18 protein-coding genes and 2 tRNA genes are annotated in these 17,714 nt (G+C 59.8%); 18 read left to right on the top strand and 2 right to left on the bottom strand.

Going from position 1 to position 17,714, the window contains the following annotated elements; genetic code table 11:
* Window position 1: 1 nt before the first annotated feature.
* Both greA and ACI7M0_RS22860 read left to right on the top strand, forming a co-directional pair.
* Window positions 2-478, top strand: coding sequence for a transcription elongation factor GreA (gene greA, locus ACI7M0_RS22865; RefSeq protein ID WP_024717413.1), 477 nt, complete (start codon window positions 2-4; stop codon window positions 476-478).
* Complete coding sequence (locus ACI7M0_RS22860; RefSeq protein ID WP_012053750.1) at window positions 456-905, top strand: hypothetical protein; 450 nt, start codon at window positions 456-458, stop codon at window positions 903-905. The genes greA and ACI7M0_RS22860 overlap by 23 nt, the downstream gene beginning before the upstream one ends.
* Window positions 906-917: 12 nt before the next feature.
* Here ACI7M0_RS22860 and yhbY read toward each other — a convergent pair whose 3' ends face one another.
* Complete coding sequence (gene yhbY / locus ACI7M0_RS22855; protein WP_003249945.1) at window positions 918-1,226, bottom strand: ribosome assembly RNA-binding protein YhbY; 309 nt, start codon at window positions 1,224-1,226, stop codon at window positions 918-920.
* 102 nt (window positions 1,227-1,328) lie between these two features.
* Here yhbY and rlmE point away from each other — a divergent pair, with 102 nt between their 5' ends.
* The 16 genes from rlmE to ACI7M0_RS22775 all read left to right on the top strand — a co-directional run bounded on the left by rlmE (window position 1,329) and on the right by ACI7M0_RS22775 (window position 17,306).
* Window positions 1,329-1,952 carry a 23S rRNA (uridine(2552)-2'-O)-methyltransferase RlmE gene (gene rlmE / locus ACI7M0_RS22850; RefSeq protein ID WP_003249947.1) on the top strand — a complete coding sequence of 208 codons (624 nt, stop codon included), beginning with the start codon at window positions 1,329-1,331 and terminating at the stop codon, window positions 1,950-1,952.
* A 206-nt stretch (window positions 1,953-2,158) separates the two neighbouring features.
* Window positions 2,159-4,063 (top strand): ATP-dependent zinc metalloprotease FtsH, encoded by a 1,905-nt coding sequence (gene ftsH / locus ACI7M0_RS22845; protein ID WP_012053749.1) that lies wholly within the window; start codon window positions 2,159-2,161, stop codon window positions 4,061-4,063.
* 8 nt (window positions 4,064-4,071) lie between these two features.
* Window positions 4,072-4,923 (top strand): dihydropteroate synthase, encoded by an 852-nt coding sequence (gene folP, locus ACI7M0_RS22840; RefSeq protein ID WP_129932209.1) that lies wholly within the window; start codon window positions 4,072-4,074, stop codon window positions 4,921-4,923.
* Window positions 4,924-4,939: 16 nt separating this feature from the next.
* On the top strand, window positions 4,940-6,280 hold the full coding sequence (gene glmM / locus ACI7M0_RS22835) for a phosphoglucosamine mutase (RefSeq protein ID WP_014592408.1): 1,341 nt from the start codon (window positions 4,940-4,942) through the stop codon (window positions 6,278-6,280).
* Window positions 6,281-6,345: 65 nt separating this feature from the next.
* Window positions 6,346-7,101 (top strand): triose-phosphate isomerase, encoded by a 756-nt coding sequence (gene tpiA / locus ACI7M0_RS22830; RefSeq protein WP_003249956.1) that lies wholly within the window; start codon window positions 6,346-6,348, stop codon window positions 7,099-7,101.
* A gap of 4 nt (window positions 7,102-7,105) precedes the next feature.
* A complete protein-coding gene (secG, locus tag ACI7M0_RS22825; protein WP_020193781.1) occupies window positions 7,106-7,504 on the top strand; it encodes a preprotein translocase subunit SecG in 399 nt (132 codons plus the stop codon).
* Window positions 7,505-7,525: 21 nt separating this feature from the next.
* Window positions 7,526-7,611, top strand: a tRNA-Leu gene (locus tag ACI7M0_RS22820).
* Between the two features lie 100 nt (window positions 7,612-7,711).
* A tRNA-Met gene (locus ACI7M0_RS22815) sits at window positions 7,712-7,788 on the top strand.
* A 129-nt stretch (window positions 7,789-7,917) separates the two neighbouring features.
* Window positions 7,918-8,376, top strand: a complete 459-nt coding sequence (rimP, locus tag ACI7M0_RS22810) for a ribosome maturation factor RimP (RefSeq protein WP_003249960.1) — start codon at window positions 7,918-7,920, stop codon at window positions 8,374-8,376.
* A 59-nt stretch (window positions 8,377-8,435) separates the two neighbouring features.
* Complete coding sequence (gene nusA, locus ACI7M0_RS22805) at window positions 8,436-9,917, top strand: transcription termination factor NusA (RefSeq protein WP_003249963.1); 1,482 nt, start codon at window positions 8,436-8,438, stop codon at window positions 9,915-9,917.
* Between the two features lie 27 nt (window positions 9,918-9,944).
* Window positions 9,945-12,485, top strand: a complete 2,541-nt coding sequence (gene infB / locus ACI7M0_RS22800; RefSeq protein ID WP_003249965.1) for a translation initiation factor IF-2 — start codon at window positions 9,945-9,947, stop codon at window positions 12,483-12,485.
* A 116-nt stretch (window positions 12,486-12,601) separates the two neighbouring features.
* The gene (gene rbfA, locus ACI7M0_RS22795) at window positions 12,602-13,000 is read left to right on the top strand and encodes a 30S ribosome-binding factor RbfA (protein ID WP_003249967.1); all 399 of its coding nucleotides are present in this window, start codon (window positions 12,602-12,604) and stop codon (window positions 12,998-13,000) included.
* Window positions 13,001-13,003: 3 nt separating this feature from the next.
* Window positions 13,004-13,921: a tRNA pseudouridine(55) synthase TruB gene (truB, locus tag ACI7M0_RS22790; RefSeq protein ID WP_104962587.1), complete on the top strand. Its 918-nt coding sequence runs from the start codon at window positions 13,004-13,006 to the stop codon at window positions 13,919-13,921.
* A 147-nt stretch (window positions 13,922-14,068) separates the two neighbouring features.
* Window positions 14,069-14,338, top strand: coding sequence for a 30S ribosomal protein S15 (rpsO, locus tag ACI7M0_RS22785; RefSeq protein ID WP_003249971.1), 270 nt, complete (start codon window positions 14,069-14,071; stop codon window positions 14,336-14,338).
* Window positions 14,339-14,588: 250 nt separating this feature from the next.
* On the top strand, window positions 14,589-16,694 hold the full coding sequence (gene pnp / locus ACI7M0_RS22780; RefSeq protein WP_129932210.1) for a polyribonucleotide nucleotidyltransferase: 2,106 nt from the start codon (window positions 14,589-14,591) through the stop codon (window positions 16,692-16,694).
* A 261-nt stretch (window positions 16,695-16,955) separates the two neighbouring features.
* Window positions 16,956-17,306: a BON domain-containing protein gene (locus tag ACI7M0_RS22775; RefSeq protein WP_003249976.1), complete on the top strand. Its 351-nt coding sequence runs from the start codon at window positions 16,956-16,958 to the stop codon at window positions 17,304-17,306.
* A gap of 75 nt (window positions 17,307-17,381) precedes the next feature.
* On the opposite strand, the gene ACI7M0_RS22770 is transcribed toward ACI7M0_RS22775, so the two are convergent.
* Window positions 17,382-17,684, bottom strand: coding sequence for a putative quinol monooxygenase (locus tag ACI7M0_RS22770; RefSeq protein ID WP_064493342.1), 303 nt, complete (start codon window positions 17,682-17,684; stop codon window positions 17,382-17,384).
* Between the last annotated feature and the right edge of the window lie 30 nt (window positions 17,685-17,714).

The raw sequence follows: 17,714 nt of genomic DNA, 5'->3' as shown, positions 1-17,714 counted from the left end.
CATTACCAAATACCCGATGACCGTCCAGGGCGCTCGCGCCCTGGAAGAAGAGCACCTGTTCCTGAGCAAGACCGAGCGCCCGCGCCTGAGTCAGGCCATTGGTGAAGCGCGTGAGCTGGGTGACCTCAAGGAAAACGCCGAATACCATGCCGCCCGTGAGGAGCAGGGCATGGTCGAAGCGCGTATCCGTGATATCGAAGGCCGTCTGCAGAATTCGGTGGTCATCGATGTGACCACCATCCCTCACACCGGCAAGGTGATTTTCGGTACCACCGTGGTACTGGCCAACACCGAAACCGATGAAGAGGTGACCTACCAGATCGTTGGCGAGGATGAAGCTGACGTGAAGCAGGGCAAGCTGTCGAGCGGCGCACCCATTGCCCGTGCCATCATCGGCAAGGAAGAAGGTGATACTGTCGTCGTCAAGACGCCTAGTGGCACGGTCGAGTACGAGATTGTCGAAGTCAAGCACATCTGACCGACGCCTGCGGGCGCCGTCCCTCGAGGGGATCCTCTGGCAACTGGCCCAGGTTTTCTGGGTCGGTGGCCTGTGGGTGTTCCATGTCGGGCTGGTGCCTGCGCTCAAGGTCAGTGGCCTGGCCCCGCTGCTGGTGCAGGATATCGCCGGGCAGATCGACCGCTGGTTGATCGGCGTGGCGTTGCTTGGCTTGTTGACCCAGCTGGCAGTGCTGGCGAGGGTGGACGGCCTGGCGGCCTGGTGGCGGCAGTTCCGCGGCCAGATGCTGTTGCTCGGCTTCGGTGCCTGCGTGGGGTATTACACCTTGCGCTACGGTATTTCCGTGGGCGAGCGCTGGCAGATGTTCTGCTTCCTGGTGCTGGGCTTTTCCGGCATCGTGCTGGTGGCCCAGCCGGTACCGGTCAGGGCGCGTTCACCGCGCCACTGATCGGAGCTACCGTTACTTGTAACGGTGGATGTTGGACAGCTGCTTGTTCGGCTGTGGGTTCTTGCGGTAGATCAGGGCTTTCTTGCCGATGGTCTGCACCAGCTCGGCACGGCCGGCCTTGCACAGCTCGGCGATGGTCTCGGCGCGTTCTTCGCGGTCTTCCGAGCGAATTTCGACCTTGATCAGCTCATGGTCGACCAGAGCGCGCTCCAGTTCGGCGATCACGCCTTCATTCAAACCGTTGCCAGCAACGATCAGGACCGGCTTCAGGTCATGACCAATGGACTTGTATTGCTTCTTCTGCTCGTTATTGAGCGGCATAATCTGACCCTTTCCGTCTGATTCTGTAAAATTGACCGGCATTTTACCCGAGGGCCACCGGCTCCGCCCAGTCAATCACGACGCATATCATCGAGGTGCCCCGTGGTACAACGTTCCAAAAGCAGCGCAAACTGGCTGCGAGAGCATTTCAACGACCCTTTTGTGAAGCAGGCGCAGAAGGATGGGTATCGCTCGCGTGCGAGCTACAAACTGCTGGAGATCCAGGAGAAGGACCGCCTTATCCGCCCAGGCATGAGCGTGATCGACCTCGGCGCGGCCCCTGGTGGCTGGTCTCAGGTGACCAGTCGTCTGATTGGTGGCCAGGGTCGCCTGATCGCTTCCGACATTCTGGAAATGGACTCGATCGCCGACGTGACCTTCATTCAGGGTGACTTCACCCACGACGAAGTGCTGCAGCGCATTCTCGAAGCGGTGGGCGATTCGCATGTAGACCTTGTGATTTCCGACATGGCCCCCAATATGAGTGGTACGCCCGCGGTGGACATTCCGCGTGCCATGTTCCTCTGCGAGCTGGCCCTCGATCTGGCGACCCGCGTACTCAAGCCCGGGGGCGACTTCCTGATCAAGATTTTTCAGGGCGAAGGTTTTGACGTGTACCTGAAGGACGTGCGCAGCAAGTTCGACAAGGTGCAAATGCGCAAGCCATCGTCGTCACGGGACCGTTCCCGCGAGCAATACCTGTTGGGCAGGGGCTTCAAAGGGTAATGAAAGGTGTGAAGCGGGGTGGTCGATAGTTAATTCCAATCGGCCACTGCGTCAGGATCGTCCGAACTTCGTGTAGTCTAGCTTTCACAAAGGGTTACAGACGGTGCCTGCGGCTGCGTAGGTAATGTAGTAAGTTAGGGCGATGAATATCATGCGAGGCACGGCTGCGTCGTGCGCCGGCCTCAGAGGGTAGCTAATTGAACGACATGGCAAAGAATCTGATCCTGTGGTTGATCATCGCAGCTGTCCTGGTGACAGTGATGAACAACTTCTCCAGCCCTAACGAGCCGCAGACCCTCAACTACTCCGACTTCATCCAGCAGGTCAAGGATGGCAAGGTCGAGCGTGTGACCGTCGATGGCTACATCATTACTGGCAAGCGCACCGATGGCGACAACTTCAAGACTGTGCGCCCGGCCATCACCGACAATGGCCTGATCGGCGATCTGGTCGACAACCACGTGGTCGTCGAAGGCAAGCAGCCTGAGCAACAGAGCATCTGGACGCAGTTGCTGGTGGCAAGCTTCCCGATCCTGGTGATCATTGCCGTGTTCATGTTCTTCATGCGCCAGATGCAAGGGGGCGCGGGCGGCAAAGGCGGGCCGATGAGCTTCGGCAAGAGCAAGGCACGCCTGCTGTCCGAAGACCAGGTCAAGACCACGCTGGCTGACGTTGCGGGATGCGACGAGGCCAAGGAAGAGGTTGGCGAGCTGGTCGAGTTCCTGCGTGATCCGGGCAAGTTCCAGCGCCTGGGCGGCCGTATCCCGCGCGGTGTGCTGATGGTCGGCCCACCCGGTACCGGTAAGACCCTGCTGGCCAAGGCCATCGCGGGCGAGGCGAAAGTACCGTTCTTCACCATTTCCGGTTCGGACTTCGTGGAAATGTTCGTGGGTGTCGGTGCCAGCCGTGTGCGCGACATGTTCGAACAGGCCAAGAAGCATGCCCCGTGCATCATCTTCATCGACGAAATCGACGCCGTTGGTCGCCATCGTGGCGCCGGCATGGGCGGCGGTCACGACGAGCGTGAGCAAACCCTCAACCAGTTGCTGGTGGAGATGGACGGCTTCGAGATGAACGATGGCATCATCGTCATCGCCGCCACCAACCGTCCGGATGTGCTCGACCCTGCGCTGCTGCGCCCCGGCCGCTTCGACCGCCAGGTGGTGGTTGGCCTGCCGGACATTCGTGGTCGCGAGCAGATCCTCAAGGTGCACATGCGCAAGGTGCCGATCGGCGAGAACGTCAACCCGGCGGTCATCGCGCGGGGTACCCCAGGCTTCTCCGGCGCCGACCTGGCCAACCTGGTCAACGAGGCTTCGCTGTTTGCCGCGCGTTCCAACAAGCGCCTGGTCGAAATGAAAGAGTTCGAGCTGGCCAAGGACAAGATCATGATGGGCGCCGAGCGCAAGACCATGGTCATGTCCGAAAAGGAAAAGAGAAACACGGCTTATCACGAGGCTGGCCACGCCATTGTAGGTCGCCTGGTGCCTGAGCACGACCCGGTCTACAAGGTTTCGATCATCCCGCGTGGTCGTGCCTTGGGTGTGACCATGTTCCTGCCGGAAGAAGACCGCTACAGCCTCTCCAAGCGTGCGCTGATCAGCCAGATCTGCTCGCTGTATGGCGGCCGTATCGCCGAGGAGATGACCTTGGGCTTCGATGGCGTGACCACTGGCGCGTCCAACGACATCATGCGCGCCAGCCAGCTCGCTCGTAACATGGTGACCAAATGGGGCCTGTCCGAGAAGCTCGGCCCGCTGATGTATGCAGAGGAAGAGGGCGAGGTGTTCCTCGGCCGCAGTGCCGGTAGCCAGCATGCCAGCGTGTCCGGCGAGACTGCCAAATTGATCGACTCCGAGGTGCGCAGCATCATCGATCAGTGCTATGCCACTGCCAAGCAGTTGCTGATCGACAACCGCGACAAGCTCGAGGCGATGACCGAAGCGCTGATGAAGTACGAGACCATCGATGCCGATCAGATTGACGACATCATGGCTGGGCGCACACCACGTGAGCCACGTGATTGGGACGATGACAAGCACTCGGGCACGCCTGCGGCCCAGGATGAGCGTCCGGAATCGCCAATCGGCGGCCCAGCGGCTGAACACTAAGGGCATCTATGAGCTCAGTGCAGTACCCCACCCGGTTGCCTTGCGGCAGCCGGGTTCTTGATTTGTCGCATACCCATGTCATGGGTATTCTCAATATCACCCCCGATTCCTTCTCCGATGGCGGTCGCTTCAGTCAGCGCGACGAGGCCCTGCGCCACGCCGAAGCGATGGTTGCCGCCGGCGCAACGCTGATCGATATCGGTGGCGAGTCCACGCGCCCGGGTGCGCGTGCAGTCTCGGTGACCGAGGAGCTGGAGCGTGTGGCGCCAATGGTCGAGGCCATCAACAGTCGCCTCGACGTGGTCATTTCGGTCGATACCTCCACGCCTGCTGTCATGCGTGAAGCCGCGCGCCTGGGGGCCGGGCTGATCAACGACGTGCGGGCCCTGGAGCGCGATGGCGCCCTGGACGCTGCGGCGGATACAGGTCTGCCGGTGTGCCTCATGCACATGCGTGGCGAGCCAGGCAACATGCAGGACGATCCGCAGTACCAGGACGTGACCGCCGACGTCGCCCGTTATCTTGAACAGCGGATGGCCGCCTGCGCAGCAGCAGGCATCGACGCTGATAGAATCATCCTTGACCCGGGCTTCGGTTTCGCCAAGACACTGGCGCACAATCTGAGCCTGTTCAAGCACATGGAAGCGCTCTATCGCCTTGGGCGCCCACTGCTGGTGGGCGTTTCACGAAAGAGCATGATCGGCCTGACGCTGGAACGTCCGGTCGGCGAGCGCTTGTACGGCAGCCTTGCGCTGGCGGCGTTGGCCATGACCAAAGGGGCGAGCATCCTTCGGGTACATGACGTGGCCGAAACCGTTGATGTGGTACGCATGATCGCTGCGGTGCAAAACGCCGAATAAGAACATTGGAGTCCCTATGAGCAGAAAATACTTTGGTACCGACGGCATTCGTGGCCGCGTCGGCGAATACCCGATCACGCCTGACTTCATGCTGAAGCTTGGCTGGGCGGCCGGCATGGCCTTCCGCAAGCAGGGCCATTGCCGCGTGCTGGTGGGCAAGGACACGCGTATCTCCGGCTACATGTTCGAGTCCGCACTGGAAGCCGGGCTTTCCGCGGCAGGTGCCGATGTGATGCTGCTCGGGCCGATGCCGACACCGGCCATCGCTTACCTCACGCGTACCTTCCACGCCGAAGCCGGCATCGTCATCAGTGCCTCGCACAACCCGCACGATGACAACGGCATCAAGTTCTTCTCGGGCCAGGGCACCAAGCTGCCGGACGAGGTCGAGCTGATGATCGAAGAGCTGCTCGACCAACCGATGACCGTTGTCGAGTCGGGCAAGCTGGGCAAGGTTTCGCGTATCAACGATGCCGCCGGCCGCTACATCGAATTCTGCAAGAGCAGCGTGCCGAGCAGCACCAGCTTCGACGGCCTCAAGCTGGTGGTCGACTGCGCCCATGGTGCTACCTACAAGGTTGCGCCCAGCGTATTCCGTGAGCTGGGTGCCGACGTGACCGTGCTGCATGCGCAACCGGACGGCCTGAACATCAACGAAGGTTGCGGCTCGACACACATCGAATCGCTGCAGGCCGCTGTACTGGTCGGGCATGCCGATCTCGGCATTGCCTTTGACGGTGACGGCGATCGCGTGCTGATGGTCGACCACACGGGCGCCATCGTCGACGGTGACGAGCTGCTGTTCATCATTGCTCGCGACCTGCAGGAACATGGCAAGCTGCAAGGCGGGGTGGTCGGCACGCTGATGAGTAACCTGGGCCTGGAGCTGGCGCTCAAGGACCTGGACATCCCGTTTGTGCGGGCCAAGGTCGGCGACCGTTACGTCATGGCCGAGCTGTTGGAGCGTGAATGGCTGGTCGGCGGTGAAAACTCCGGTCACGTCGTGTGCTGCAACCACACCACAACGGGCGACGCGATCATTGCCGCGCTGCAGGTGTTGATGGCGCTCAAGCGCCGGGGCGAAACCCTGGCCCAGGCCCGTCAGGCCCTGCGCAAGTGCCCGCAGGTGCTGATCAATGTGCGCTTTGGCGCCAGCAAGGTCGACCCGCTGGAGCACCCCGCCGTCAAGGAAGCCAGTGCCAAGGTTACCGAAGCGCTGGCGGGGCGGGGTCGTGTGCTGTTGCGCAAGTCCGGTACCGAGCCGCTGGTGCGGGTCATGGTTGAGGGCGAGGACGAAAGCCAGGTGCGGGCCCATGCTGAAGCGCTGGCCAAACTGGTCGGCGAAGTTTGTGTCTGAAGGCGCTTGCCAGCGCAGATCTGGTTGGGTAAGATCTGCGCCCACTTTGACCGACGAGGTAAAGCATGCGTCGCCCTATGGTAGCTGGTAACTGGAAAATGCACGGTACCCGCGCTAGCGTCGCTGAGCTGACCAAAGGCTTGAGTAATCTCGCCTTGCCGAGCGGAGTGGAAGTCGCCGTATTTCCACCGGCCTTGTTCATCAATCAGGTGATTGATGGCCTGGCAGGTAAAGAAATTACTGTCGGCGCACAGAATTCTGCTGTACAACCCGAACAGGGTGCGCTGACCGGGGAAGTTGCTCCCGAGCAGCTGGTTGAAGCAGGTTGCAAGTTGGTGTTGATTGGCCATTCGGAGCGTCGCCAGATTATTGGTGAAACCGACGAAGTGCTCAATCGCAAGTTTGCAGCAGCCCAGGCCAAAGGCTTGAAGCCAGTGCTTTGCATAGGGGAAACCCTTGAGGAGCGCGAGGCTGGCAAGACGCTCGAAGTTGTCGGGCGTCAACTAAGCAGTATCATCGAAGCATTCGGTGTTAAGGCTTTTGCCGATGCAGTAATTGCCTATGAGCCTGTATGGGCCATCGGTACGGGCCTTACGGCCACGCCACAGCAGGCCCAGGATGTGCATGCCGCCATCCGCGGCCAGTTGGCGGCAGAAGATGCTGAAGTGGCTGCGAAGGTGCAGTTGCTATACGGCGGCAGCGTGAAGGCGGCCAATGCGGCCGAACTGTTCGGCATGCCGGATATCGATGGGGGTCTCATTGGTGGGGCTTCCCTGAACGCAGACGAATTCGGTGCAATTTGTCGCGCCGCAGGAAACTGAACAAATGCTGGAAACAGTCATCGTTGTTTTTCATCTGTTGGCAGCGCTGTCGCTTGTAGTGCTGGTTCTGTTGCAACAGGGTAAAGGTGCTGAAGCAGGTGCATCTTTCGGCGCGGGGGCCTCAAACACCGTGTTCGGGAGCCAAGGCTCTGCAACGTTCCTAAGTAAATTAACTGCTATACTCGCTGCCACTTTCTTTTTGACAGCACTTGGGTTAGGATACTTCGCGAAGCAACAAGCTCACCAGCTTAGCCAAGCAGGTCTTCCAGATCCAGCAGTGCTAGAAGTGAAAGAGCCGCAAAAACCGGCAGTTAATGATGATGTACCGGTGCTCCAACAGCAGAAGAGCGAAACCACCAATAATACGGGTGATGTACCTCCTCCGGCTCAAGAGCAGAAGTAACGGGTTTCAAGTAGTAGTATTGCCGAGGTGGTGGAATTGGTAGACACGCAACCTTGAGGTGGTTGTGCCCATAGGGTGTAGGGGTTCGAGTCCCCTTCTCGGTACCAATTAAAGCTTGAGAGCCCGCTTTAGCGGGCTTTCTTGTAGGTGAATGTTTGGATTTGACCCTCAACAGGGTTCGGTCTTATACTTTTGCCCCAGCTTTGTCGCGGGGTGGAGCAGCTTGGTAGCTCGTCGGGCTCATAACCCGAAGGTCGTTGGTTCAAATCCAGCCCCCGCAACCAGCTTCAGCGGAGCCCCTTTTCAGGGGCTTTTTGCTAACCGAACAGTTTCGGCGTCGTTGTCCTACGGCGCTTTCAGGGATGGGCGCTTCGCCCATTTTTTATTTGCACAGCATGCACGAGGGGGTTCAGGTGTCGAGCAAGCTAGAACAGTTGCAGGCCTTGTTGGCCCCGGTTGTCGAGGGTCTGGGCTATCAGTGCTGGGGGATCGAATACGTTTCCCAGGGTAAGCATTCGGTACTGCGCATCTACATCGACAAGGAAGGCGGTATTCTGGTGGACGACTGCGAAGCAGTCAGCCGTCAGGCCAGCGCAATCCTCGATGTGGAAGATCCAATCAGCAGTGAGTACACCCTCGAGGTGTCTTCTCCAGGCATGGATCGCCCACTGTTCACGCTGGAACAGTTTGCCTCGCATGCCGGCGAACAAGTGAAGATCAAGCTGCGCTCACCCTTCGAGGGTCGTCGTAACTTCCAGGGCCTTCTCCGCGGTGTGGAGGAGCAGGATGTGGTGGTCCAAGTGGACAACCAGGAGTTCCTGTTACCGATCGACTCGATCGACAAGGCCAATATTATTCCCAGTTTTGACTGAGACGTGCCGGGCCCGGCGGACTATCCGGGCCCAATGGCTTGCGCAAGGCGAGGCGTACGATGAGCAAAGAAGTACTGCTGGTTGTTGAATCGGTATCCAACGAAAAAGGTGTACCGCCCGGCGTCATTTTCGAAGCGCTGGAAGTGGCCCTGGCCACTGCAACCAAAAAACGTTTTGAAGACGAAGTCGACCTACGTGTGGAAATCAACCGCCACACCGGTAGCTACGAGACTTTCCGTCGCTGGACCGTGGTCGACGAAGCCGATCTTGATGATCCGGCGATCGAGACCTGGCTGGACAAGATCAAGGACACCCACCCTGAAGCCAAGGTTGGTGACGTGATCGAAGAGAAGATCGAGTCCATCGAGTTCGGTCGTATTGCCGCCCAGACCGCCAAGCAGGTCATCGTGCAGAAGGTCCGTGAGGCCGAGCGTGCCCAGGTGGTCGATGCCTACCGTGAGCGCGTTGGCGAGATCATCTCCGGTACCGTGAAAAAGGTTACCCGCGACAACGTCATCGTTGACCTGGGCAACAACGCCGAGGCCTTGTTGGCTCGCGAAGACATCATTCCGCGCGAAACCTTCCGTGTTGGCGTGCGCCTGCGTGCGCTGCTCAAGGAAATTCGCACCGAAAACCGTGGCCCACAGCTGATTCTGTCGCGCACCGCGCCGCAGATGCTGATCGAGCTTTTCCGCATTGAAGTGCCGGAAATTGCCGAGGGCCTCATCGAAGTCATGGCTGCTTCCCGTGATCCGGGTTCGCGAGCCAAGATTGCCGTCCGCTCCAAGGACAAGCGTATCGATCCGCAAGGTGCCTGTATCGGCATGCGTGGTTCGCGCGTCCAGGCCGTATCCGGGGAGTTGGGTGGTGAGCGTGTGGATATCGTCCTGTGGGACGATAACCCGGCGCAGTTCGTCATCAACGCCATGTCGCCGGCTGAAGTCGCGGCGATCATCGTTGATGAAGATGCCCATGCCATGGACATCGCCGTCGCCGAGGACAACCTGGCCCAGGCCATTGGCCGTGGCGGTCAGAACGTTCGCCTGGCCAGTCAGTTGACCGGCTGGACCCTGAACGTGATGACCGAGAAGGACATCCAGGCCAAGCAACAGGCCGAAACCGGTGACATCCTGCGCAATTTCATCGAGGAACTGGAAGTCGACGAGGAGCTGGCCCAAGTGCTGGTCGACGAAGGCTTCACCAGCCTTGAAGAAATTGCCTACGTACCGTTGGAAGAAATGCTCAACATCGATGGCTTTGACGAAGACATCGTCAATGAGCTCCGCGCTCGAGCCAAGGACCGTTTGTTGACCAAGGCCATCGCTACCGAAGAAAAACTGGCAGACGCCCACCCGGCCGAAGACCTGCTCTCCCTTGAGGGCATGGACAAAGACCTGGCGGCTGAACTGGCGGTGCGCGGCGTGGTTAACCGCGAAGACCTGGCCGAGCAGTCGATCGACGATCTGCTCGACATCGACGGCATCGACGAAGAGCGTGCCGGCAAGTTGATCATGGCCGCCCGAGCCCACTGGTTCGAGTAATTAGGCGCGGCCTGAGGAGAGAAGTGCATGACGCAAGTCACGGTGAAAGAACTGGCCCAAGAGGTCGAGGCACCGGTAGAGCGCCTGCTGCAGCAGATGCGTGAGGCAGGTCTGCCGCACACCGACGCCGGTCAGGTAGTGACCGACAATGAGAAGCAGACCTTGCTGACTCATTTGAAAAGCAGCCACAAGAGCAAGGCGGAAGAGCCGCGCAAGATTACCTTGCAGCGCAAAACCACCAGCACCCTGCGTGTCGCCGGTAGCAAGAGCATCAGCGTAGAAGTACGCAAGAAGAAAGTTTTCGTTCAGCGCAGCCCTGAAGAAATCCAGGCTGAGCAGAAGCGTGAGCTGGATGAGCGCCGCGCGGCTGAAAATGCCGCTCGCGACAAGGTCGAGGCCGAAGTTCGCCAGCGCAACGAAGAGCAGGCTCGCCGTCAGGCCGCCGGCTCCGCAGCCGCCGCCCCTGCGCCTGCTGCCAAGCCAGAGCCGGCTCCTGCCGCTGCTCCGGTCGCTGCTCCGGCCCCGGTAGTCGCAGACGCCCCGGCCTCTGAAGACGCCGCAGCCCGTGCTGCCGAGCGCAAGAAAGACGAGACCCGTCGCAACGAAAGCCGTACCCGTGATGACGACCGTCGTCGTGGCGAGGCACCTCGCGTGTCGATCAAGGTCAAGGTCAAGGAGAAGGAAAAGGCGCCGACTCCGCGTGCCGCTCCGCGCACTACCGACGAAGAGAGCGATGGCGCTCGTCGTGGTCGTGGTGGCAAGAGCAAGCTGAAAAAGCGTAATCAGCACGGCTTCCAGAACCCGACTGGCCCCGTCATCCGTGACGTGACCATCGGCGAGACCATCACGGTCTCCGAGCTGGCCAACCAGATGTCCGTCAAGGGCGCTGAAGTGGTCAAGTTCATGTTCAAGATGGGGACCCCGGTTACCATCAACCAGGTGCTCGACCAGGAAACCGCTCAGCTGATCGCCGAAGAGCTGGGCCACAAGGTCACTCTGGTCAGCGATACCGCCCTGGAAGACTCCCTGGCCGAATCGCTGAAGTTCGAAGGCCAGACCGAGTCGCGTGCGCCGGTGGTTACCGTCATGGGTCACGTTGACCATGGTAAGACCTCGCTGCTCGACTACATCCGTCGTGCCAAGGTTGCCGCTGGCGAGGCCGGTGGTATCACCCAGCACATCGGTGCCTACCACGTGGAAACCGACCGCGGCATGGTCACCTTCCTCGATACCCCAGGTCACGCTGCGTTTACCCAGATGCGTGCCCGTGGTGCCAAGGCAACCGACATTGTCATCCTGGTGGTGGCGGCGGACGACGGTGTGATGCCACAAACCCGCGAAGCCGTTCAGCATGCCAAGGCAGCCGGTGTTCCGCTGGTCGTTGCGGTGAACAAGATCGACAAGCCAGGTGCTGACCTCGATCGCATCCGTAACGAGCTGTCCGTCGAAGGCGTTACCTCTGAGGACTGGGGTGGTGACACGCCGTTCGTCAAGGTTTCGGCGAAGATGGGTACCGGTGTCGACGAGCTGCTCGAAGCCGTTCTGCTGCAGGCCGAGATCCTCGAACTGACCGCTACCCCAACCGCGCCAGGTCGTGGTGTGGTCGTCGAATCGCGCCTGGACAAGGGCCGTGGCCCGGTGGCGACCATCCTGGTTCAGGACGGTACCCTGCGTCAGGGCGACATGGTCCTGTGCGGTTCCAACTATGGCCGCGTTCGCGCCATGCTCGACGAGAACGGCAAGCCTGTGAAGGAAGCTGGCCCGTCGATCCCGGTCGAGATCCTCGGCCTGGACGGTACTCCGGAAGCCGGTGACGAGCTGTCCGTGGTTGCCGACGAGAAGAAAGCCCGTGAAGTTGCCCTGTTCCGTCAAGGCAAGTATCGCGAGGTCAAGCTGGCCCGTGCTCACGCCGGCAAGCTGGAAAACATCTTCGAGACCATGGGTCAGGAAGAGAAGAAAACCCTCAACATCGTTCTCAAGACCGATGTGCGTGGTTCTCTGGAAGCGCTGCAGGGTTCGCTCGGCGGCCTGGGCAACGACGAAGTGCAAGTGCGCGTGATTGGTGGTGGCGTCGGTGGTATCACCGAGAGCGATGCCAACCTGGCGCTGGCTTCGAATGCAGTACTGTTCGGCTTCAACGTGCGTGCCGATGCCGGTGCGCGCAAGATCGTCGAGCAGGAAGGTCTGGATATGCGTTATTACAACGTGATCTACGACATCATCGAAGACGTCAAGAAGGCCCTGACCGGCATGCTCGGCAGCGATGTTCGCGAGAACATCCTGGGTGTCGCCGAAGTACGTGACGTGTTCCGTTCGCCGAAGTTCGGCGCCATCGCTGGCTGTATGGTCATCGAGGGTACCGTGTACCGCAACCGTCCGATTCGCGTACTGCGTGATGACGTTGTGATCTTCGAAGGCGAGCTGGAATCGCTGCGTCGCTTCAAGGACGATGCTTCCGAAGTCCGTTCGGGCATGGAGTGCGGTATTGGCGTCAAGAGCTACAACGACGTCAAGGTCGGCGACAAGATCGAAGTCTTCGAGAAAGTCCAGGTGGCTCGTACCCTTTAAGGGCGAGCGAGCCGCAAGCGCCTGCTACAGGGCGGCTTGCGGTACCTCTTCAGGTAGCGCCCGGTCAGGCATTCGTCTGTCCGGGCGTTTGCCGCTTTAAGTTACAGGTAGCAAGAATGGCCAAAGAATATAGCCGTACCCAACGTATTGGCGATCAGATGCAGCGCGAGCTGGCCGAGCTGATCCGTCGCGAAGTCAAGGATCCGCGTGTCGGTCTGGTGACTATCACCGCCGTGGACGTGAGCCGTGACCTGGGCCATGCCAAGGTGTTCATCACTGTCATGGGCGAGGAAACCCCGGATGCCGTGCAGCAGTCGCTCAAGGCATTGAATAGCGCCGCCAGCTTCCTGCGTCTGCACCTGGGGCGTTCGATGCAACTGCGCAGCGTGCCGCAGCTGCACTTCCATTTCGATGAAAGTGTCAGCCGTGGTGTGCACCTGTCGGCGCTGATCGAGCGTGCAGTGGCCGAAGACCGCCTGCACAAGGATGCCGACGAGTCGGACACCAAGGAGTAAGCGGTGGCCCAGGTCAAACGTATCCGCCGCAATGTCAGCGGCATCATCCTGCTCGACAAGCCGCTGGGCTTCACTTCCAATGCCGCCTTGCAGAAAGTGCGTTGGCTGCTGAACGCGGAAAAGGCCGGCCATACCGGTAGCCTCGACCCGCTGGCGACCGGCGTGTTGCCGCTGTGCTTCGGTGAAGCGACCAAGTTTTCGCAGTACTTGCTGGATTCCGACAAGGGCTACGAAACCGTCATGCAGATGGGGCAGACTACCAACACCGGCGATGCCGAGGGTGAGGTGCTGCAGACCCGCGAGGTGACCGTTGGTCGCGCCGACATCGAGGCACTGCTGCCACGTTTTCGCGGCCCGATCAGCCAGATACCGCCTATGTACTCGGCGCTCAAGCGTGACGGCCAGCCGTTGTACAAGCTGGCACGTGCAGGAGAGGTAGTGGAGCGCGAGGCGCGTTCTGTTACTATTAACCGCTTGGAGTTGCTCGAGTGCGAAGGCACCCGTGCACGGCTGAGCGTAGGATGCAGCAAAGGCACCTATATCCGCACGCTGGTGGAGGATATCGGTGAAGCCCTTGGTTGCGGCGCCTATGTCGCCGAGCTGCGCAGGACCCAGGCAGGGCCCTTTGCGCTGGCACAGACGGTCACCCTCGAGGAACTCGAACAGGCCCATGCCGAAGGTGGCAACGAAGCGCTCGACCGCTTCCTGATGCCATCGGACAGCGGGCTGCAGGACTGGCCGTTGGTCAGCCTGTCGGAACACAGTGCGTTCTACTGGCTGCATGGCCAGGCGGTACGCGCGCCGGACGCGCCACAATTTGGCATGGTTCGGGTACAGGATCACAATGCACGCTTCATCGGTATCGGTGAAGTGAGCGAAGACGGGCGCATTGCGCCGCGTCGGCTGATTCGGTCGGAATGACCGAAACCGCGGGGTCAGGCAGTTGCCGAGCCCCACGGCATCAAGGGTGGCTGTCAGTAGGCACGGTCACACCTTTTTTATTAATACAGGGATTTGTCCCTGGCCTATTGGACCCCGCATGCGGGATCCGTTATCAGGAGAAGCCACATGGCCCTCAGCGTTGAAGAAAAAGCTCAGATCGTTGCCGAATATCAGCAAGCCGCCGGCGATACCGGTAGCCCGGAAGTGCAGGTTGCTCTGCTGACCGCCAACATCAACAAGCTGCAAGGCCACTTCAAGGCCAACGACAAAGACCACCACTCCCGTCGTGGTCTGATCCGTATGGTCAACCAGCGTCGTAAGCTGCTGGATTACCTGAAGGGCAAAGACACCACTCGTTACAGCGCCCTGATCGGTCGCCTGGGCCTGCGTCGCTAATAGCGGCCTGGTCAGTGGTGTGCGTGGGGTGTCGCAGGCTTCGGCAGGGCTGTTTTGCAGCGCTGCCGTTGGGCACTTCACGCGTATCTCCGAGGTTGGCAGCCTGGCAATGCTGAGCGGTTTTTCCGCTTGGTGCCAGGCTCCCAGCCTCGTGTTGTATCTGGACGGTCAATGGGGCCGATTCCCCGTTCTGCCCAAGAATTCGCAAGAAACCAGTTCCCCCAAGAGCCACTGAAAAAGGTAGGAAACCGTGAACCCGGTAATCAAGACTTTCCAGTTCGGTCAATCGACCGTCACTCTCGAAACGGGCCGTATTGCCCGTCAGGCAACCGGCGCCGTGCTGGTTACCGTCGACAACGACGTCACCGTGCTGGTGACTGTGGTAGGCGCCAAACAGGCTGATCCAGGCAAGGGTTTCTTCCCGCTGTCGGTTCACTACCAGGAAAAGACCTACGCCGCTGGCAAGATCCCAGGTGGCTTCTTCAAGCGTGAAGGCCGTCCTTCCGAGAAAGAGACGCTGACCTCGCGCCTGATCGACCGTCCGATCCGTCCGCTGTTCCCGGAAGGCTTCATGAACGAAGTGCAGGTCGTCTGCACCGTGGTTTCCACCAGCAAGAAGACCGACCCGGACATCGCTGCGATGATCGGTACCTCGGCTGCCCTGGCCATTTCCGGCATTCCGTTCGAAGGCCCGATCGGCGCTGCCCGCGTTGCCTTCCACGAAAGCACTGGCTACCTGCTGAACCCGACCTACGAGCAACTGGCTGCCTCGAGCCTGGACATGGTCGTTGCCGGTACCTCCGACGCTGTACTGATGGTTGAATCGGAAGCTCAAGAGCTGACCGAAGACCAGATGCTGGGTGCCGTACTGTTCGCCCACGACGAATTCCAGGCTGTTATCCAGGCTGTCAAAGAGCTGGCTGCCGAAGCTGGCAAGCCGACTTGGGACTGGAAACCTGCCGTTGCCAACACCGAGCTGTTCAATGCTATCCGCGCCGAGTTCGGCGAAGCGGTTTCGCAGGGTTACACCATCACCGTCAAAGCCGACCGCTACGCGCGTCTGGGTGAGCTGCGTGACCAGGCGGTTGCCAAGTTCTCCGGTGAAGAAGGCCAGCCTTCGGCTTCCGAAGTAAAAGAGATCTTCGGCGAAATCGAATACCGCACCGTTCGCGAAAACATCGTCAACGGCAAGCCACGTATCGACGGCCGCGACACCAAGACTGTACGCCCGCTGAACATCGAAGTGGGTGTGCTGCCAAAAACTCACGGTTCGGCACTGTTCACCCGTGGCGAAACCCAGGCCCTGGTCGTTGCGACCCTGGGTACTGCCCGTGATGCCCAGCTGCTGGACACCCTCGAAGGCGAGAAGAAAGACCCCTTCATGCTGCACTACAACTTCCCACCGTTCTCGGTAGGTGAGTGTGGCCGCATGGGCGGTGCCGGCCGTCGCGAAATCGGCCACGGCCGTCTGGCCCGCCGTTCGGTTCAGGCCATGCTGCCTGCTGCTGACGTGTTCCCGTACACCATCCGCGTGGTTTCGGAAATCACCGAATCCAACGGTTCCAGTTCCATGGCTTCGGTCTGCGGTGCATCCCTGGCCCTGATGGACGCCGGTGTGCCGATGAAGGCGCCGGTTGCCGGTATCGCCATGGGCCTGGTCAAGGAAGGCGAGAAGTTCGCAGTCCTGACTGACATCCTGGGTGACGAAGACCACCTGGGCGACATGGACTTCAAGGTAGCCGGTACCGCCAAGGGCGTCACCGCGCTACAGATGGACATCAAGATCAACGGCATCACCGAAGAGATCATGGAAATCGCCCTGGGCCAAGCCCTGGAAGCGCGCCTGAACATCCTCGGCCAGATGAACCAGGTCATTGGCCAGTCGCGTACCGAACTGTCGGCCAACGCCCCGACCATGATCGCGATGAAGATCGACACCGACAAGATCCGCGACGTCATCGGTAAAGGCGGCGCCACCATTCGCGCCATCTGCGAAGAGACCAAGGCTTCGATCGACATCGAAGACGACGGCTCGATCAAGATCTTCGGCGAAACCAAGGAAGCGGCGGATGCTGCCAAGCAGCGCATCCTGGGCATCACCGCTGAGGCCGAGATCGGCAAGATCTACGTCGGCAAGGTTGAGCGCATTGTCGACTTCGGCGCCTTCGTCAACATCCTGCCTGGCAAGGACGGTTTGGTGCACATCTCCATGCTGAGCGATGCTCGCGTCGAGAAAGTCACCGACATCCTCAAGGAAGGCCAGGAAGTTGAAGTGCTGGTACTGGACGTGGACAACCGCGGCCGTATCAAGCTGTCGATCAAGGACGTCGCTGCGGCCAAGGCCTCGGGCGTCTAAGCGACCGTCACGCTATAGAGAAAGGGCCCTTCGGGGCCCTTTTTTCATGGGGACGGGAACCTTTTGCGGACTTGCATCTTGCATGCAGGTTTACCGCGCTGATTGCAAAATGCACGACCACCGAAGTGATAGATATTTGCTAACTTATTGATTTAAAAGGAAATAACAGAAGCAGCAAAGCTGGCACAGCCCGTGCAACTACCTTCATACCTGACGCCAGGACATACGGCGCAGACCTTTCGAAAAACAGGAGTGACCCACATGAAGAAGTTCGCCATTGCTGCCGCTACTGCTACCGCTCTGACCCTGACCATGGCTAACGGTGCATTCGCCGCTGAGCCAACCCAGGCTCCAGTCATGTTGGCGGCCAACACCGTCGACAACGCCAAGCAAGAAGGCTCCGACACTTGGATCACTACCAAGGTCAAAGCTGATCTGCTGACTGAAAAAGGCATCCCAGGCAGCGACATCAAAGTCGAGACCAGCCAAGGTGTTGTTTCGCTGTCTTCTGATGTGAAGGTTACCGAATCGCAGAAAGCAGAAGCGGTGCGCATTACCAAGAACATCAAAGGCGTCAAGAGCGTAATGTCTGACGGCCTGAAAGCCGAATAAGGAATGTCCCGTCGGCCAAATGGATTTGGCCACTTTCATCGAAGCCCTGGCCCGTGCCAGGGCTTTTTCTTGCGCTCAATACACCGGGTTGCGCGCGATCACATCGCTTTCGAAGCATTCCTGCTCAAGGATCAGAGGCTCCACCAATGGACGGCTGTCGCGAAAATGCGCGGTCTGGGTATGCGCGTCATACGCCGCATCATCGCGGTAGATTTCGTACAGGTAGATCACCTCCGGGTCGGCCCGGTCCTGCGACACATCGAACACCAGGCAGCCTGGCTCACTCGCCACGGAGGCTGCAGCATTGTCCTTGATTGCACTGAGGAAAGCTTCGGCGCATCCAGGCTTCACTCGGGTCTTGATGAACAGGCTATACACAAATCTCTCCTTTTGTTTTAAATTCAATAA

Source organism: Pseudomonas sp. 10(2024) (genome assembly GCF_045164175.1).
Classification (GTDB): Bacteria; Pseudomonadota; Gammaproteobacteria; order Pseudomonadales; family Pseudomonadaceae; genus Aquipseudomonas; species Aquipseudomonas alloputida.
The sequence above is the reverse complement of the archived record's forward strand: the minus strand, read 5'-3'. Positions and strand labels throughout refer to the sequence as shown.

Coding starts and splice junctions, on each gene's coding strand:
- infB (WP_003249965.1), top strand. CDS start 9,945: ATGACGCAAGTCACGGTGAAAGAACTGGCCCAAGAGGTCGAGGCACCG.
- folP (WP_129932209.1), top strand. CDS start 4,072: ATGAGCTCAGTGCAGTACCCCACCCGGTTGCCTTGCGGCAGCCGGGTT.
- ftsH (WP_012053749.1), top strand. CDS start 2,159: ATGGCAAAGAATCTGATCCTGTGGTTGATCATCGCAGCTGTCCTGGTG.
- tpiA (WP_003249956.1), top strand. CDS start 6,346: ATGCGTCGCCCTATGGTAGCTGGTAACTGGAAAATGCACGGTACCCGC.
- yhbY (WP_003249945.1), bottom strand. CDS start 1,226: ATGCCGCTCAATAACGAGCAGAAGAAGCAATACAAGTCCATTGGTCAT.
- rbfA (WP_003249967.1), top strand. CDS start 12,602: ATGGCCAAAGAATATAGCCGTACCCAACGTATTGGCGATCAGATGCAG.
- glmM (WP_014592408.1), top strand. CDS start 4,940: ATGAGCAGAAAATACTTTGGTACCGACGGCATTCGTGGCCGCGTCGGC.
- ACI7M0_RS22775 (WP_003249976.1), top strand. CDS start 16,956: ATGAAGAAGTTCGCCATTGCTGCCGCTACTGCTACCGCTCTGACCCTG.
- secG (WP_020193781.1), top strand. CDS start 7,106: ATGCTGGAAACAGTCATCGTTGTTTTTCATCTGTTGGCAGCGCTGTCG.
- nusA (WP_003249963.1), top strand. CDS start 8,436: ATGAGCAAAGAAGTACTGCTGGTTGTTGAATCGGTATCCAACGAAAAA.
- rpsO (WP_003249971.1), top strand. CDS start 14,069: ATGGCCCTCAGCGTTGAAGAAAAAGCTCAGATCGTTGCCGAATATCAG.